Annotated in this window: 15 protein-coding genes; 5 read left to right on the top strand and 10 right to left on the bottom strand. The window is 72.3% G+C overall.

Translation table 11 applies throughout. The features are described 5' to 3' along the window. Positions 1–9: 9 nt before the first annotated feature. Together ACGF3C_RS16030 and ACGF3C_RS16035 are read right to left on the bottom strand one after the other, a co-directional pair. On the bottom strand, positions 10–1473 hold the full coding sequence (locus ACGF3C_RS16030) for an NADH-ubiquinone oxidoreductase-F iron-sulfur binding region domain-containing protein (protein WP_357223860.1): 1464 nt from the start codon (positions 1471–1473) through the stop codon (positions 10–12). Beyond that, a complete protein-coding gene (locus ACGF3C_RS16035; protein WP_357223863.1) occupies positions 1473–3092 on the bottom strand; it encodes a ferric reductase-like transmembrane domain-containing protein in 1620 nt (539 codons plus the stop codon). The genes ACGF3C_RS16030 and ACGF3C_RS16035 overlap by 1 nt, the downstream gene beginning before the upstream one ends. Before the next feature lie 285 nt (positions 3093–3377). Between ACGF3C_RS16035 and ACGF3C_RS16040 the strand changes: the two genes are divergently transcribed. Together ACGF3C_RS16040 and ACGF3C_RS16045 are read left to right on the top strand one after the other, a co-directional pair. Next, the gene (locus tag ACGF3C_RS16040; RefSeq protein WP_393222502.1) at positions 3378–4823 is read left to right on the top strand and encodes an alpha-amylase family glycosyl hydrolase; all 1446 of its coding nucleotides are present in this window, start codon (positions 3378–3380) and stop codon (positions 4821–4823) included. 75 nt (positions 4824–4898) lie between these two features. Then, positions 4899–5810, top strand: coding sequence for a L,D-transpeptidase (locus ACGF3C_RS16045; protein WP_393222505.1), 912 nt, complete (start codon positions 4899–4901; stop codon positions 5808–5810). 16 nt (positions 5811–5826) lie between these two features. On the opposite strand, the gene ACGF3C_RS16050 is transcribed toward ACGF3C_RS16045, so the two are convergent. From ACGF3C_RS16050 to ACGF3C_RS16065, 4 genes are read right to left on the bottom strand one after another with little or no spacing between them, the layout of a single operon-like run. Further along, positions 5827–6459: a response regulator transcription factor gene (locus ACGF3C_RS16050; protein ID WP_357223871.1), complete on the bottom strand. Its 633-nt coding sequence runs from the start codon at positions 6457–6459 to the stop codon at positions 5827–5829. After that, positions 6456–7586: a histidine kinase gene (locus ACGF3C_RS16055; RefSeq protein WP_357223874.1), complete on the bottom strand. Its 1131-nt coding sequence runs from the start codon at positions 7584–7586 to the stop codon at positions 6456–6458. Before ACGF3C_RS16055 ends, ACGF3C_RS16050 begins: the two co-directional genes overlap by 4 nt. A gap of 26 nt (positions 7587–7612) precedes the next feature. Beyond that, entirely contained in the window at positions 7613–8413 is an 801-nt protein-coding gene (locus ACGF3C_RS16060) for an ABC transporter permease (RefSeq protein WP_393222509.1), read from the bottom strand. A gap of 1 nt (position 8414) precedes the next feature. After that, positions 8415–9287: an ABC transporter ATP-binding protein gene (locus ACGF3C_RS16065; protein ID WP_393222871.1), complete on the bottom strand. Its 873-nt coding sequence runs from the start codon at positions 9285–9287 to the stop codon at positions 8415–8417. Positions 9288–9465: 178 nt separating this feature from the next. On the opposite strand from ACGF3C_RS16065, the gene ACGF3C_RS16070 reads away from it, so the two are divergent. Further along, entirely contained in the window at positions 9466–10320 is an 855-nt protein-coding gene (locus tag ACGF3C_RS16070; RefSeq protein ID WP_393222512.1) for an alpha/beta hydrolase, read from the top strand. Positions 10321–10467: 147 nt separating this feature from the next. Continuing rightward, positions 10468–11607, top strand: a complete 1140-nt coding sequence (locus ACGF3C_RS16075) for a site-2 protease family protein (RefSeq protein ID WP_393222515.1) — start codon at positions 10468–10470, stop codon at positions 11605–11607. 108 nt (positions 11608–11715) lie between these two features. Here the strand turns inward: ACGF3C_RS16075 and ACGF3C_RS16080 are convergent, their stop codons facing one another. From ACGF3C_RS16080 to ACGF3C_RS16090, 3 genes are all read right to left on the bottom strand, one after another. Then, a complete protein-coding gene (locus ACGF3C_RS16080) occupies positions 11716–12627 on the bottom strand; it encodes an alpha/beta hydrolase (RefSeq protein WP_393222517.1) in 912 nt (303 codons plus the stop codon). A 143-nt stretch (positions 12628–12770) separates the two neighbouring features. After that, positions 12771–14042 (bottom strand): FAD-binding protein, encoded by a 1272-nt coding sequence (locus ACGF3C_RS16085; protein WP_393222520.1) that lies wholly within the window; start codon positions 14040–14042, stop codon positions 12771–12773. Next, positions 14039–14722 (bottom strand): hypothetical protein, encoded by a 684-nt coding sequence (locus ACGF3C_RS16090; RefSeq protein ID WP_357223895.1) that lies wholly within the window; start codon positions 14720–14722, stop codon positions 14039–14041. The genes ACGF3C_RS16085 and ACGF3C_RS16090 overlap by 4 nt, the downstream gene beginning before the upstream one ends. A 189-nt stretch (positions 14723–14911) precedes the next feature. Here ACGF3C_RS16090 and ACGF3C_RS16095 point away from each other — a divergent pair, with 189 nt between their 5' ends. Continuing rightward, complete coding sequence (locus tag ACGF3C_RS16095; RefSeq protein WP_393222524.1) at positions 14912–15334, top strand: hypothetical protein; 423 nt, start codon at positions 14912–14914, stop codon at positions 15332–15334. A gap of 33 nt (positions 15335–15367) precedes the next feature. Here the strand turns inward: ACGF3C_RS16095 and ACGF3C_RS16100 are convergent, their stop codons facing one another. Beyond that, a complete protein-coding gene (locus ACGF3C_RS16100; protein ID WP_393222526.1) occupies positions 15368–16297 on the bottom strand; it encodes an LLM class F420-dependent oxidoreductase in 930 nt (309 codons plus the stop codon). Between the last annotated feature and the right edge of the window lie 74 nt (positions 16298–16371).

Consider the following 16371-nt stretch of genomic DNA (forward strand, 5'->3'; position numbering starts at 1 on the left):
GACGCTTGGCTATTCGGCCTTGGCGAGTCGGAGAGCCAACTCCGGGCAGACCTTGACCGCCTTCAGCGCGCCCTCGCGCAGCCAGGTCGGCACGGGGGTGGCCGGGAAGGCCGGATATCCGTTCGCGTCGAGCCGGATGAAGTCCGGTACGACGTGGGCGCAGAGGCCGTGCCCGTCGCAGCGGGACCAGTCCAGGGTGAGCTTCTGCGGATTCGCGTCGGGTGCGCCCGGCAGCCCCATCATGCCCTTGACCCGCCGGCCGCAGCCGTCGCCGGTGCTGTGCAGCCGCAGGTCCTCGACGAAGACCTCGATCGCGGAGAGCGCGAACCGGGCGGTGCCGTCGGGGTGACTGCACGCGCCCCGGCCCTTCACCTCGCCGGCGGCGGCGCGCACGACGTCCGCCGGTTGGCTGCCGGCCACGGCCAGGTCCACCGCGCGGGCCAGGTCCGGCAGGCCCATCTTGCACGGCCCGCACTGGCCGGCGGACTCGCCGGCCAGGTAGCGCACCACCTGGGCGGCCTCACCGAGCGGGCAGGTGTCGACGCCGAGCGGGACGATGATGCCCGCGCCGAGGGTGCCGCCGACAGCGGCCAGGCCCTTGCGGGAAACCTCGGCCTTCTCCGCCGCCTCCGGGGTGATCCACTTGCCGTGGTAGCCGCCCATCAGGATGCCCTGGACGTCCGGCACCTCACACAGGTCGAGGACGTCGCGCAGCGGCATGCCGGCGGTGCACTCCACCACGGCCGGTCGGCCCGCCGCGCCGGTCACCGTGAGCAGCACGGTGCCCGGCTCGTCGTCGGTGCCGAGCGCCGCGTACTCGTACGGGCCCAGTCGGGCACCGATGGCGAGCTGGGCAAACGTCTCGGCGTTGGACAGCAGGGTGGGCAGACCGCTGACCCCGGAGTCGCTGGAGCGTTTCTTGGTGCCCGGCGGGATGTGCGGCAGCCCGTTGATGCCGTTGACGAGTGCGCCGCCCTCGCCGGAGATGAACCGGTGCGGCACTGTGACGATCGTCGTCTGCACCGGCATCCGGCGCTCGTCGAGCGCGTCCATCAGTGAGTCCCGGCCGACCCCGTCGTCCGCCACGCCGATCACGATCTCGTCGGCGTCCAGCGCGTACGCGGCCAGCGCGGCACCGTCCAGGATCAGGTGCGGGGCGCGGGTCAGCAGCACCTTGTCCTTCCAGCTGGCCGGCTCCCCCTCGGTGGCGTTGACGACCACCACGGCGGCAAGGTCCTGCCGCTCGCAGGACTCCAGCACCGCGCGCATCTTGCGGGCGAACGGGAACCCCGCCCCGCCCTTGCCCTTGAGCTGCATGCCCTCGGCGAGCTGGAGCAGCTGCGCGGGCTCCATCGGGCCGATCGGTCCGTGCACCTCCTCGTGCGCGCGCAGGTCGAGTCGGCCGTACTCGGCGAATCCGGCGGTGAGCCGGGGCTCGCCCACACAGGCGACAGGTGGCACGGCGGTCCGCATCACTTCGCCTCACCCCGCAGCCCGGCCCAGTACGCCCCGTCCACCGCGTCGGCGCTGGCCTTGCGGCGCTTGGACTTGCCCTCGCCGGCTGCCCGCTTGGCGCGGCGGGACGCCAGGTCGACAAGGGTCGGGGTGTCGTCGACGGGCGGCGCCACCTCGTCCGGCACGTACCGGGCCGGCGGACGCCAGTAGTCCGGCTCCTCGGGCAGGTCGTCGTCGACGCTGTGCCGGCCGCTGCCGCTGCGCGGCGCCGACGAGATCGGCTCGGCGGAGACCGGGCCGGCGGAGATCGGCTCGTCGGCCTGCCACCGGCGCGGGCTGTCCCAGGGCTCCTCGGGCTCGGCGAGGGCCGGCAGCGGCGGCGCCGAGTAACGGCTGCCGTCGTCCTCGGTGCGGGACCGGCGACGGGACCGCTCGGCGGCCGGCTCCTCGACGCGGCGCCGTCCGGTCGGCACGGCCTCGTCGCGGGTACGCGAGGCGCGCCGCCGGGTCACCGGCTCGACCTCCTCCTCGTCGCGTCGACGGGTGTCGGTCTCCTCCACGCTGCGGCGGGCCGACCGGCGGGTCGTCGACTCCTCCTCGGCACGTCGGCCGCGTGAGGACCGTTCGGTGTCGCGGCGGGCGGCCGGCTCCTCCTCCCGCCGACGGCGGCTCGGGCGGGCCGGCTCGACGAGGGAACCGGGCTCGGGCACCACCGGGACGGTGAACCGTTCCGGGTCGCGCCGCGTGGCCGGCGCGGCCCAGGTGGCGGTGGTCGTGTCCGCCCAGGCGGGACGCTTCTCGGCGGCCTTCGGGCGCCGACCCAACCCGGCCAGCAGCGATCTGGCGGTCTTCGCCTCCTCGGCCCGGCCGACCATCACCGCGTTGCGCACCGCTGCCTGGTGCTGCTCGCGGCTGCGCCGACCGATGCTGACCGAGAACCGGACCAGCAGGGCCAGCACCACCAGCAGAATGCAGCCCAGGTAGCTGAACATCACCCAGGGCGCTGCGGCCCGACCGGCGTTGAGGCCGTGGAAGACAGCGAACGGCCAGGCCAGGTACGCGGTGGAGTGCAGCGTGCGCCACAGCCACTTCGGGCCGACGCCGGCGAAGCGGGCGCGGATGATGCCGGTCCAGATCACGCTGACCATCAGCAGCGCCGCCACAGTGCCGAGCCCGATGTAGAGCCCACGGCCGCCGACGAACGGAACCAGCGCGTCGGTCGCCGCCGCCCGCCCGGTGGCGACCTTGGTGAGGACGTGGAAGCCGAGCCCGGCCACGCCCAGCACGCCGGTGGCCCGGTGCGCCGACTGCATCAGCACCCGGTGCGGGATGCGCAGCACCAGCCGGTCGGTGGCGAGCAGACCGAGCATCACGGTGAGGCTCAACGCCACCAGGGAGATGACCCCGGCGAAGAACTCGGTGAAGAAGAAGCCGTACGCGTACGCCGTCTGGCCAACGCCGGTCAGCATGATCGCCGCCCAGAGCGCGGCGAGCACCGACGCGATCAGCAGGGCGCTCGCCGACCGTGACGGGGCGCGCACCCCCCGACTGCTGGCGCTGGTCCGGACCGTCGCCGCCTTCTTGTCCTGCTCTGCCCGGGCCATCTGCTCCTCGATCGTCTCGCGGCGGCGCACCACCGGCCGACCCCTGCTCCCCCATCCAGTACGGACCGGCGGGGCGCGCGGATCACCTGCGGAAGGAAATTTCTGGGCCGACATCGAACCGAGGGGCGCAGCCGTGCGTTCCACCCGCTCACACCCACCGATCAGGACAGTGACGAATGCCCATGCATTGACAGTCCTCGCAACACGCTTGTAACCTTTCAGCAATTTTCAGTCAGGCTTGCAAGATCCCGGCAAGCCGGCACTCCCCCACCGCACCACCACCCCCGCTCCCGCTCCCGCTCCCGTCAGGAGTCCCCCATGCACCGACGTCGACGTGGTTCGGCGCTCCTCGCCCTCGGTCTGATCGCCAGCCTGCTCGTCCCCACCGCCGTGACGGCACCCCCGGCCGTCGCCGCCCCGTCCGGCGGCAAGAAGGTCATCGTCCAGCTCTTCGAGTGGAACTGGCCCTCGGTGGCCAGCGAGTGCCAGAGCACCCTCGGCCCGAAGGGCTACGGGTACGTGCAGGTCTCGCCCCCGCAGGAGCACGTGCGGGGCAACCAGTGGTGGCTGGCGTACCAGCCGGTCAGCTATCGGATCGAGTCCCGCAAGGGCACCCGGGCCCAGTTCCAGTCGATGGTGAACACCTGCCACGCGGCCGGGGTCAAGGTGATCGTCGACGCGGTGATCAACCACATGTCCGGTCAGGACAACGGCGGCACCGGCTGGGCCGGCTCGTCCTACTCGCACTACGACTACCCGGGCATCTACCAGACCCAGGACTTCCACCACTGCGGGCGCAACGGCGGCGACGACATCGCCAACTACAACGACAGGTACGAGGTGCAGAACTGTGAACTGGTCAACCTCTCGGACTTGAAGACCGAGTCGGACTACGTCCGCACGAAGATCGCCTCGTACCTGAACGACCTGCTCTCGCTCGGCGTCGACGGCTTCCGGATGGACGCCAGCAAACACATGCCGGCCGCCGACATCGCCGCCATCAGGGGCAAGCTGTCCCGCTCCGCGTACATCGTGCAGGAGGTCATCTACGGTGCCGGCGAGCCGGTCCAGCCGACCGAGTACACCGGCAACGGTGACGTGCACGAGTTCCGCTACGGCAAGGACCTGGCCCGAGTGTTCCGCTCCGAGCGGTTGGCGTACCTGCGCAACTTCGGCGAGGGCTGGGGGCACCTGCCCACCGGCCCGGCCTCGGTGTTCGTCGACAACCACGACACCCAACGCGACTCCGGTGGGGTGCTGACCTACCGCGACCGGGGCATCTACGCGCTGGCGAACGCCTTCATGCTGGCCTGGCCGTACGGCTCTCCGACCGTCATGTCCAGCTACACCTTCAGCAACCGGGACGCCGGCCCACCGTCGGACGGCGCCAACAAGACGCTCAGCGCCACCTGTTACTCCGGCTGGGAGTGCGAACACCGCTGGCCGGTGATCGCCAACATGGTCGGCTTCCGCAACGCCACCGAGGGTGCCGGCGTGGCCAACTGGTACGACAACGGCAACAACCACATCGCGTTCAGTCGCAGCGGCAAGGGTTTCCTCACCGTCAACGACGAGGACGCGGCGGTGAACGGCCGCTCCTACTACACGGGGTTGCCCGCCGGTCGGTACTGCGACGTCATCCACGGCACCTACGCGGGTGGGACGTGCAGCGGTCCGGTGATCACGGTGGACGGTAACGGCTGGTTCGCGGCGAACGTGCCGGCGCACGACGCGGTGGCCATCCACATCGGCGCGCGGGTCTGACGCGATCGGGGCCTCCGGACGGCGGGTCTCGCCGAACCGGGGGCCCCGAAGCATTCGCCACCATAGAGTGGTTTCGTGCCGTTTGACCGAAAGACTCCGTACCGCCGTCGCGGCGTCTGGGTGGCCGCCGCGATCGGCGTACCCGCGCTGCTGGTGACCGCGCTGCTGGTCGGCCAGGCCCTCACCCCGAGCTCGACGGCCCCCGCCGACCGCGACGTGGTGGCAGCCGACCCCACTCCGAGCAGTGTGGAGCAGAGCCCGGAGGAGCCGATCCCCCCGGCCGCGCCCGCCCCGGACGGGCTGCCGGTTGTCGACTACGACCCCGCCCCCGGCGGGTTCCCCGCCGATCCGTTCAGCATGGACGTCACACCGCTGGCCGACGGCGCGCACCCGACCAGACGGATCGCCGCGTACGACGCGCCCGGCGGTCGGCCGCGCGCCTTCCTCGAACCGACCATCCGCGGTGTCGAGCTGACCATGCCGATCGCCCAGCGGCGCGCCGGCTGGACGGCGGTCCTGCTGCCCTCGGCCAACCGCCGCCTCGCCTGGCTGCCGCCCGGCGGGTTCGAGACGGTGGCGTTGCGCGACCAGATCGTTGTGGAACGCAAGGTCCACCGGCTCACCTGGTACCGGGCCGGCAAGGCGGTGCGCTCCTGGGAGGTCAGCCTCGGCCAGTCGGGCCAGGAGACCCCACTGGGGCGCACCTTCATCCTGGGCCGCACCCCACCGCCGGAGGAGGTCTACGGCGGGGTGGACATCTACGCCCTCGGGTCGGTGCCCGACGACCCGGAGTCGGTCCCGTCCGGGCTGCGCGGCGCGCACATCGGGGTGCACACCTGGCACAACGACGACGAGCTGGGCGAGAACACCACCAACGGCTGCATCCGGCTGACCCGCAGCGGTCAACGGGAACTGCTCGCCGAGGTCCGCCCCGGCAGCAGCGTCGTCGTCGTCGACCAACTGGCCGCCCCACCGCCGACCGCCTGAACACCGGCCCGCACGGTCAGTCGCCGAGCAGCCAGCCGTTCTGCTCGGCGACCCGGATCGCGTCGGCCCGGTTGCGGGCACCGGTCTTGCCGATCGCCGCCGACAGGTGGTTGCGTACCGTCCCCTCGGACAGGTGCAACGCCCTGGCCAGGTCGGCGACGCTGCCACCGCCCCGGGCCGTCCGCAGCACCTCGGTCTCCCGCTCGGTCAGCGGGCTGAGCCCGGCGGCCAGCGTCTCCGCGGCCAGCGTCGGGTCGACCACCCGCAGCCCGGCGTGCACCCGACGGACCGCGTCGGCGAGCTGCCGGGCCGGCGTGTCCTTGACCACGAAACCGCTCGCGCCGGCCTCCATGGCCCGCCGCAGGTAGCCGGGTCGACCGAAGGTGGTCACCACCAGCACCCGGCAGGTCGGCAGCGCGGCCCGCAATGCCGCGGTGGCGGCGATCCCGTCCAGGCCGGGCATCTCCACGTCCAGCAGAGCCACGTCCGGAGCGCTGCGTCGGGCCTCGGGCACCACCTCGTCGCCCCGGCCGACCTCGGCGACCACTGTCAGGTCCTCCTCCAACGAGAGCAGGGCCGCCAGTGCACCCCGGACCAGCGCCTGGTCGTCGGCGAGCAACAGCCGGATCGGCGTGGAGCCGCCGCTCACCGGGCCTCCCCCGGCGCGTGCACCCGCAGCAGAAAACCGTCGCCCGTCGACCGCCGGCCGACGGTCACCACAGCGTCCAGCCGCCGCGCCCGCTCCCGCAGGCCCACCAGCCCGTGCCCGCTCGGGTCGGGAGTGGACGGCCCGCCACCGTCGTCACTGATCTCGACCCGATCCGGGTGCACCCGAATGACGCAGCACCGCGCCCCGCTGTGCCGGACCACGTTGGTCACCCCTTCCCGTACCGCCCAGCCGAACAACCGGTCCCACTCCTGCGGCAGCTCGGGCACCTCGGCCGACACGTCCGCCGCGATGCCCGCCGAGGCCAGCGCGGAGCGGGCGCCGGCAAGCTCCGCGGCGAGGCTCACCTCGCGGTACGCCCCGACCGTCTGTCGTACGTCGGCCAGCGCGGCCCGGGCCAGCGCCTCCACCTCGGCGATCTCGGTGGCGGCCCGCTCGCGGTCGACCTCGATCAGACGGCCGGCCAACTCGGCCTTGATCGCCACCACGGTCAGCGAGTGCCCGAGGATGTCGTGCAGGTCGCGGGCGGCACGGGACCGCTCCTCGGCGACCGCGAGCCGACCGATCTCCTGCTGGGCGGCCCGGAGTTCGCTGTTGCGCTGGGCCAACCGGGACACCCCGAACATGGCGAACGAGGCGAGCAGCACCGCGAAGACGATGCCGCTCTCCGCCGACCACCCCGGCACCAGCCAGGACGCCAGCACCGGGGTCACCGCGCAGAGCACGACGACGGCCAACGCCTCCCGCAGCGGCAGCAGGAAGACCGCCGCCGCGGCCACGTAGACCAGGGTGGCCAGCCAGTCCCCTTCGGTGCCCGGGAGACTGGCCAGGCCCACCGCGAGCAGCAGCGCCAGCCCGGCCCGAGCCCGGCCGGCCGGGATGGGCGACAGTGACTGGCGCAGTTTGCGCGCCCACTGGAACAGCAACACGTAACCGATGCCGAAGACGACAAGGGCCACCACACCGAGGAGCCGCCGCCACAGCTCCGGCTGGTGCAGGGCGGTGGCGAGCGGCACGTTGAGGAAGAACAGCCAGACGGCGGCCAGCAGCCAGCCGGTGACCCGCCAGTGGCGGCTCACCGGCCAGGGCTGCCCGGTCGGGAGGTCCATCGGGTTCACGCTAGCGGCCCGGTCGCTCAGACCCGCGCGGTGTCCCGGCGGAACAGCCGGGCCGCGCCGACGCCGAACAGCAGCGCCCAGACGACGAGGTTCGCCACCGCCGCCATGCTCACCCCGTCGCCGGTCAGCGGGGCACGGGCCAGCACGCCCATGCCGTACACCGGGGTGAACTTCGCGACCTGCTGGAGCACGTCCGGCAGCACCTCGACCGGGACGAACAGCCCGCCGAACATGGCCAGCACCGCCAGCACGGGGCCGATGATCTGCATGACGTTCTCGGCCGGCGCCAGGTAGCCGATGAAGAGACCGAACGCGGCGAAGACCAGCGAGCCGACCCAGGCGGCGAGCCCGGACAGCAGCCAGACGTACGCCGGGACGCGAACGCCGGCCACGGCACCCACCAGGAACTCGACGACCACCGCGAGCAGACCGAGGCTCATCGCGGTGATGAGCTTGGTCGCCACGTACGCCGCCGGGCGCAGCGGGGTGAGCCGCAGTTGCCGGCTCCAGCCCAGGGCCCGTTCGGTGGCCACCGCGCCACCGACACTGGTGGTGGCCACCATCGCCGCGTAGACGGCCAGGCTGATCATGACGTACGCCGTCACCGGCCGACCGTTGTCCAGTGACTGCCCGCCCTGCGGCAGGCCGAAGATGAGGAAGAAGACGCCGGGCATGATCAGCGTGAAGGCGAGGGTGCGGCGGTTGCGCAGCACCCGGCGCAGCTCGATGCCCAGGGCGCCGGGAGCGAACCCGCCCAGCGCGGGCAGCCGACGGTCCGGCTCGGTGACAGCGGCGCGGGTGGGGGTGGAGGTGGTCATCTCAGGCTCCGGTCTGCGCTGTGGTCAGGGCGAGGAAGGCGTCCTCGAGGTTGCGGGAGGTGATCTCGACGTCCCGGGCGGCGGTCCGGGTCAGCAGGTGCCGGGCGACGGCATCCGAGTCGCCGGTCCGTACCAGCACGCTGTCGCCGCGCACCTCGACGGCGTCCACGCCGGGCAGCGCGGCGAGCGCGGCCTGGTCGGCACCGGGCAGGGTGGCCCGCACGGTACGGCCGGCGGCCAGGTTCTTGATCTCCGCGGTGGTGCCGTCGGCGACGATGCGCCCCTGCCGGACCAGCACGATCCGGTCGGCGTACGCGTCCGCCTCGTCGAGGTAGTGGGTGGCGAAGATGACGGTCCGTCCGCGCCGGGCGTCACGGCGCAGGGCCTGCCAGAAGTCGCGCCGACCCTCGACGTCCATGCCGGTGGTCGGCTCGTCGAGCACCATCAGGTCCGGGTCGGGCAGCAGGGCCAGCGCAAAGCGCAACCGCTGCTGCTGACCGCCCGAGCAGCGCCCGACCACCCGATCGGCGATGTCGGTGATACCAGCCCGCTCCAGCACCTCCGCCGCCGGGCGGGTGTGCCGGTAGAAGTGCGCGGTCATCCGCACCGTCTCGCCCACGGTGAGGTCCTTGAGCAGCCCACCGGTCTGGAGTACGGCGGCGACGCGACCTCGGGCCACCGCCTCGTCAGGGGTGCCACCGAGGACGCGGACGGTGCCAGTGTCCGGGCGGGACAGCCCGAGCAGCATGTCGATGGTGGTGGTCTTGCCCGCGCCGTTCGGGCCGAGGAACGCCACCACCTCGCCGGGCTGCACCCGAAGGCTCAACCCGTCAACAGCGGTGACCGCGCCGAAGCTCTTGGTGAGGCCGTCCAACTCGACAGCCGGATGCGTACTGGTCATGCCAATCATGCTCCGGCGGCGCGTACCCCGATGCCCGGAGCGGTCGTCACGCTCCGACCGTGACATTTGTCAGGGGCCCGTTCCCCCGGAGGGTTTCCCCGCCCGGCAGCGGGTAACCGCCGGGCCGAAGCCGCGACACCGGGAGGACGCGATGGGTGCCACGCCGCAGGGTCAGGTCGACACGATCGTGCTGATCCACGGGCTCTGGATGACGCCGCGCAGCTGGGAGGGGTGGGCCCAGCGCTACACCGAACGCGGCATGCACGTCATCGCCCCGGCCTGGCCCGGCATGGACCGGTCCGTGGAGCAGTTGCGCGACGATCCCGGCCCCATCGCCGAGCAGAGCATGGCCACCATCGTCGCGCACTACGACAAGATCATCCGGGCGCTGCCCCGACCGCCGATCATCATGGGGCACTCGTTCGGTGGCCTGTTCGCCCAGGTCCTCGCCGACCGAGGCCTCGGCGCGGCAGTGGTGGGGGTGCATCCCGCGGCGATCAAGGGAGTGCTCAAGGTGCCGCTGAGTCAGCTCCGCTCGGGCTTCCCGATCCTGCGCAGCCCCGCCAACCGCAGCAAGGCCGTCCCGTTCACCCAGGACGACTTCGCCTACACCTTCGGCAACACGATGAGCCGCGAGGACTCCGACCGGGCCTGGCAGCGCTACGCCGTCCCGGGCGCCGGCCGGGTCTTCTTCGAGGGCGCCTTCGCCAACGTCGACCCGCGCTCACCCGCCCGGGTCGACGTCGGGCGCAACGACCGGGCACCGCTGCTGCTGATGGCCGGCGAGGCCGACCATGTGGTGCCGGCGTCGGTGGTCCGCGCCAACGCCGGGCTCTACCAGAAGTCCCGGGCCCTCACCGCGTACGAGCAGTTCGCGGGCCGGTCACACTTCACCGTCGGTCAACCCGGCTGGGAGCCGATCGCCGACTACGCGCTGGACTGGGCGTTGCGCGCGGCGGCCCTGCCCCGCGAGGCGACAATCGCCAGCGAAACCCCCCGCCGCTGACCCGGTTGGTCGCCCTGCCCGGTTGCCATGATCAGGTGATGAGAAACAGCTCAGGAACGCCTCTGACAGCTGTTTCTCATCACCTGATCACGCAAGACCACTCTGGCGGTGCGGCATGTCGGCGTCCTGGCGGGGTACCTCTGTGCGATGAGGGCCAGTTTCCGGCTTGGCCGGGTCGCAGGAGTGCCGGTCGGTGTCAACTGGAGCGTGCTGGTCATCTTCGCGCTGATCGCGTGGGGTTTGGCCGCGAACCAGTTCCCCCGTTCGTACCCGGACCGCTCGCCCGTGGCGTACACCCTCGCCGGCCTGGCCGCGGCGGTGGTCTTCTTCGTCGGCCTGCTCGCCCACGAGGTGTCGCACGCGGTGGTGGCCAAACGCAACGGGCTGGAGGTCGACGGCATCACGCTGTGGCTGTTCGGCGGCGTGGCCGAGTTGCGGGGCGAGCCGCGTGACCCGGGCGCGGAGTTGCGCATCGCAGGCGTCGGCCCGCTGATCAGCCTGCTGATCGGGGCGTTCTTCGGTGCCATCGCGGCGTTGCTCGCGCTGGCCGGGCAGGGCGGTCTGCTGTTCGGGGCGGTGGCCTGGCTGGCGGGGATCAACGTGCTGCTGGCCGTCTTCAACGTGCTGCCGGCCGCGCCCCTGGACGGTGGCCGGTTGCTGCGCGCCGCGGTCTGGAAGGCCACCGGTGACCGGACCCGGGCGTCGGTGGTCGCCGCTCGGGCCGGCTGGGTGCTGGGTGTGCTGCTGATCGGCCTGGGGTTGTGGCAGTTCCTGTCCGGTGTCGGTTTCGGTGGGCTCTGGTTGGCGCTGATCGGCTGGTTCCTGATCGGGGCGGCCGGCATGGAGGAGCGGCAGGCCCGCACCGGCACCGCGCTGCGCGGGATCCGGGTGGGCGACGTGATGACCCCGCAGCCGCAGACGGCCTCGGCGCAGATGACTGTCGCGGACTTCGTCGACCACTACCTGTTCGCGTACCGGCATTCGGCGCTGCCGCTGACCGAGGACGGCCGGCCGACCGGGCTGGTCACCGTCGACCGGGTGCGGGGCGTGCCGCCGGAGCGACGGGCGTCGACCACGCTGGCCGAGGTGGCCTGCCGGGCCGACGATCTGGTGCTGGCCCAGCCCGGTGAACAGCTCAACGACCTGCTCCCCCGGCTCTCCGAGTGCGCCGACGGCCGCGCCCTGGTGGTGACCGAAGACGGCCACCTGACCGGCATCGTCTCCCCCAGCGACATCAGCCGCGCCGTCCAACGCAGCACCCTCCGCACCCCCACCCCCTCCCGTTGATCATGAAGTTATTGCGCCGACACGCCGTGCCGAGTGGCAATAACTTCATGATCGACCGGGGCGGGGCGGGCGGGGCAGGGCGGGGCGGGGCGGGGACGGGCAGGGGGGTTAGGAGTGGGGGCAGGTGTCGCGGTACTCCTGGATGGTTGTTGAGGCTTGCGGTGCGGGGCAGAGGAACTGGTCGTAGCGGGTGTCGTCGTCCACGAAGCGCTTCAGCCAGGAGATGCTGTACTTGGCGACCGTCACGTTCGTCGAGGTGGGCGCGGAGTGGCTGGCGTTGTTGAGTTCCAGGTACGCCTTGTCCAGCGTGGACGGCAGGCTGGTGTAGAAGGGCTCCGAGTGCGACGAGACCGGTGCCACCGAATCGTTCTCCGCGCCGACGACCAGCGTCGGCACCCGTACGCCGGACCAGTTCTTGACGGTGTGCCAGCCGGTCAGCGGGATCGCGGCCTGCAACTGCGGTCGTGAGTTCGCCGCCGAGAGGCTGCCGCCGCCACCCATCGAGTGCCCCATCACGGCGAGCCGGTTGCGGTCGATCCGGGTACGCACGCCGCTGGTGTTGGTGAGGTAGTCCAGGGCTGCGAGCAGTTGAGTGCCCCGGCTGGCCGGCTGGTCGTAGCGGGACAACGTGTCGATCGTGATCACCACGAAGCCCTGCGAGGCGAGGCGCGGCCCCAGCCAGGCCACGCTGGACTGGGTGGCGGTGTAGCCGGGTGAGATGGCCACCGCGCCGAAGGTGCCCTCGGCGGTGCTGGTCGGGTAGTAGATCGTCCCGCCCCGGAAACCGCTGACGCTGGAGGCCGCGACGGTGCTCTGGGCGATGGCGAACGCGCCCCGGCTGGCCTCAATGCTGGCCACGGTGGGGGCCGGGCCGCGCTCGTAGGGGCTGGCGGCGGCGTGGGCGGCTGGGGTCGCTGCGCCCAGTCCGGCGCCGAGCACGGCCAGGGCGAGCGCCCAGCGCAGACCGCGGCGGGGGCGAGGGACGACTGGTTCGGGGATGATGGCGGGTACGGGCTGCATGTCTCGCTCCGAGGGGTGGAGCCGACGGTCCCGGGACGGGGACCGGACGATGAGACTCATCGACAGACGTCAGTGTCCGCTCGGGGTCTCGCACCCCACCAATCCCAGCCGCCCCATGCCGCAGCGCTATGACACGCGCCGGGTCACCGGGGGAAGTAGCGGTCCATGGCCTCGGTGCGGAACGTGCCCTTCGGGTCAAGGTCGGCCAGGAGCGCGGCGAAGTCGTCGTAGCGCGGGTAGCGGGCGGACAGCTCGGCCGGGTCGGTCACGAAGACCTTGCCCCAGTGCGGGCGGGGCGCGAAGGGCGCCAGCCGCTCCTCCACGGCGGCCACCACGGGCAGCACCGCCGCGGTGTCGTCGACCCAGGTGAAGTGCAGCACGAAGCTGTCCCGCCGGTAGTTCGGGCTGAGCCACAGCTCGTCGGCCGCCACCGTCCGCAGCTCGGACACCAGCAGCACCGGGGCGATCAGGTCCGCCACGTCGTCCAGGGCGGCGAGCGCGTCCGCCGCCGCCGTACGCGCGACGTGATACTCGGACTGCAACTCGTCGCCGCTGCTCGGGGTGAAACCGAGCTTGAAGTGCGGCAGCCGCTCGTGCCACGGGCCCGGCTCGCCGAGCTGCGGGGTGCAGTTCTCCGCCGGCATCCCGAGCACAGGGTGCCGAGGCTGGTCGGCCGCCGTGGTGCCCAGCCAGTCCGCCGGGGGTGACGGCTCGTCGGCCACCTGCTTGCGCCACACCTCGCGCAGCCGAGGCGTACGGAAGTCGGTGAAGACACTCACGCTGTACGCCGAGCCGAGCGCCTCGTCCAACGCCGTCCGGTCCAGGTCGAGGCGTACGTACTGGCGCAGCGCGAAGGTCGGTACGACGTCCAGTGTGACGCGGGTGACCAGGCCGAGCGCGCCGAGCCCGACCACCATGCCGGCGAACGTGTCGCTGTCTCGGTCGACACGGAGCAGGTCGCCGTCGGCGGTGACCAGTTCCAGGCCGGCGACCGCGCTGGCCAGGTTGCCGTGGGTCTGACCGGAGCCGTGGGTGGCGGTGGCCACCGCGCCAGCCACCGAGATGTGCGGCAGCGAGGCGAGGTTCGCCAGCGCGTACCCCTGGGTGTGCAGCTGTCGGGCGACGTCGCCGTAGCGCATCGCGCCGCTCACTGTGACCTGCCCGCGCTCGTGGTCCACCTCGACGACCGGGGGCAGCCCGGCGAGGCTGACCAGGTCACCGTCGGTGTCGCCGAGACGGTTGAAGGAGTGCCCGCTGCCCACCGCCCGGATCCGGCTGCTGCCGGCGACGAGCCGGCGCAGCTCGTCGACGGAGGTGGGGCGGTGGAACGCCTTCGCGGCGTACCGCACGTTGCCGGCCCAGTTGCGGCGCGGAACGTCAGTGGTCGACGCGGTGTGCGGTCCCTGCGCGGTCATGTGGCGGTCTCCCGATCGGTGCTCTGCTGGTCGGCCAACGCGGCGACGAGGGCACCCAGAACGGTATCCGTCTCGGACGTGTTGTAGCCACGCTGGGCGATCGGCAGACCAGCCCTGGTGGCGCGTTGGATCTCCCCGCGGGCCGCCTGCCGGGCTGACGTGTCCCCGGACATCAGCGCGTCCTGGCCGCGTCGGATCAACCGGTCGACCCGGTCCATCTGGTAGCCACGCAGACCGATCATGAGCTCCGGTGCCTCGAAGGCGGCGCGGCGCACCGCGAGCAGGTCGACGAACCGGTCGCCGGCATAGCGGGTCAACGCCTCCGACACCTGCTCGGGCTGCTCACGGACCTGGTCGAGGACGAGCAACTCGATGGCCGGGCGACCGTCGGACGGGTGGCGCGCCGTCACCAGCTCACGGGGCACACCCTGCACAGGAACCAGCAACAGTCGCGGCGGTTTCGCGTAGCCGTCGCGTCGGGGCGGCTCGTCGAGGACCAGCGTGTCGACCTCGTCCCACCGAATCTCCCGGCGCAGGCCGGGACGCCGGATGCTGAGCCCTTCCGAGTGGATCCCGAACCGGAACGGCCGCATCGCGCTGACCAGCGCCACCGCGCCGAGCGCGATCGCCCCCACCGCGATGATCGTCCGTAGCAGGGCGCCGTCGCTGGGATAGACCAACAGAAGCACTCCACCGAGTACGCACACCGAGGCGAGCGCACGGGCCCCCCGATTCCGGCGCAGTTCCACGCTCGGACCCCCGTTTCATGACCGTGGCGTCGGTCCCGACATCTTCCGCCAGACCGGGCACCAGGGACACCGGTCGATCGGGCACGGTTGTTCTCGTCGCCGTCGGGGAACCCTACGCCCATGAGCAGCTACCGTGATCCGGCCGCACGAGGCGACGTCTTCCCCTCCGAGGAGGAGCTGGACCCGACCGGCACCGAGGTCGAGCAGGCCAGCGCGCCGCCGGCCGGCGAGTTTTCGAGCCACCCGTCGCCGACGCCCGGCCCTCGGCCCACACCGACGCCCGCGCCCGCCCCGACGCCGGTGCCGGCACCCGGCCCGCCGCCGCGCGCTCCTGGCGCACAGTCGATCGTGACGCGTCACCTGGACGGCTCGGTGGAGGTGGTCACCGACCTCGACGGTGACGGCGTCGCCGACGTCGTCCAGATCGACGTGGACGGTGACGGGATCCCGGACATCACCTATCTGGACAGTGACCGCGACGGACGGCTGGACACCGTGCTGGGTGACCCGAGCGCGGTCGGGACAAACTTCCACCGGGCCTGACCGGCGACGTCGTCCCACGGCCACCCGGCCGACTCAGAGCTTCGCCATCACCTCGCCGGCGACCAGCTCCAGGTGCTCCAGGTCGCTGAGGTCCAGCACCTGGAGGTAGAGCCGCTCGCTGCCGATCTCCGCGTACCGGCCGATGGTGTCCAGCACCTCGGCGGGCGTGCCGGCCAGACCGTTGGCCCGCAGCTCGTCCGGATCGCGACCGATGGCGGCAGCGCGGCGGGCCACCTCGGCGTCGTCGCGCCCGCAGCAGAGCACCAGGGCGTTGGACCAGACCATCTCGGCCGGGTCCCGGCCGATCTCGACGCAGGCCGCGCGTACCCGGTCGAACTGCGCCGCGGTGTCCGGCACCGAGGCGAACGGCAGGTTGAACTCGTCGGCGTAGCGGGCGGCCAGCCGAGGGGTGCGCTTCGGGCCCGTACCGCCGAGCAGGATCGGAGGACGGGGCTGCTGCACGGGCTTGGGCAGGGCCGGCGAGTTCCGGACCGGGTAGTACCGGCCGTCGTGGTCGAACCGCTCCCCCGGCGGCGTGGCCCAGAGCCCGGTGATGACGGCGAGCTGCTCCTCCAGCCGGTCGAACCGCTCGCCCAGCGGCGGGAACGCGATGCCGTACGCGCTGTGCTCCTCGGCGTACCAGCCGGTGCCGATGCCCAGCTCCACCCGGCCGCCGCTCATCTGGTCGACCTGCGCCACCGTGATCGCCAGCGGGCCGGGCAGCCGGAAGGTGGCGGCGGTCATGAGCGTGCCGAGCCGGATGCGGCTGGTCTCCCGGGCCAGGCCGGCGAGCGTGGTCCACGCGTCGGTGGGGCCGGGCTCGCCGCTCACGTCACCCATCTTCAGGTAGTGGTCGGACCGGAAGAACGCCCCGTAGCCGGCGTCCTCGGCGCACCGGGCGACGGCGAGCAACTGGTCGTAGCTGGCACCCTGCTGGGGCTCGGTGAAGATCCGAAGTTCCATGATCCGAGCATAGGAAGCCGATCGGCGGTGGCGCGTCGGGACGGCGACCGCCGCCATATGCCTTGACGGTCATA

Origin of the sequence: Micromonospora sp. NPDC047762 (assembly GCF_043204655.1) — a bacterium.
GTDB lineage: Bacteria > Actinomycetota > Actinomycetes > Mycobacteriales > Micromonosporaceae > Micromonospora.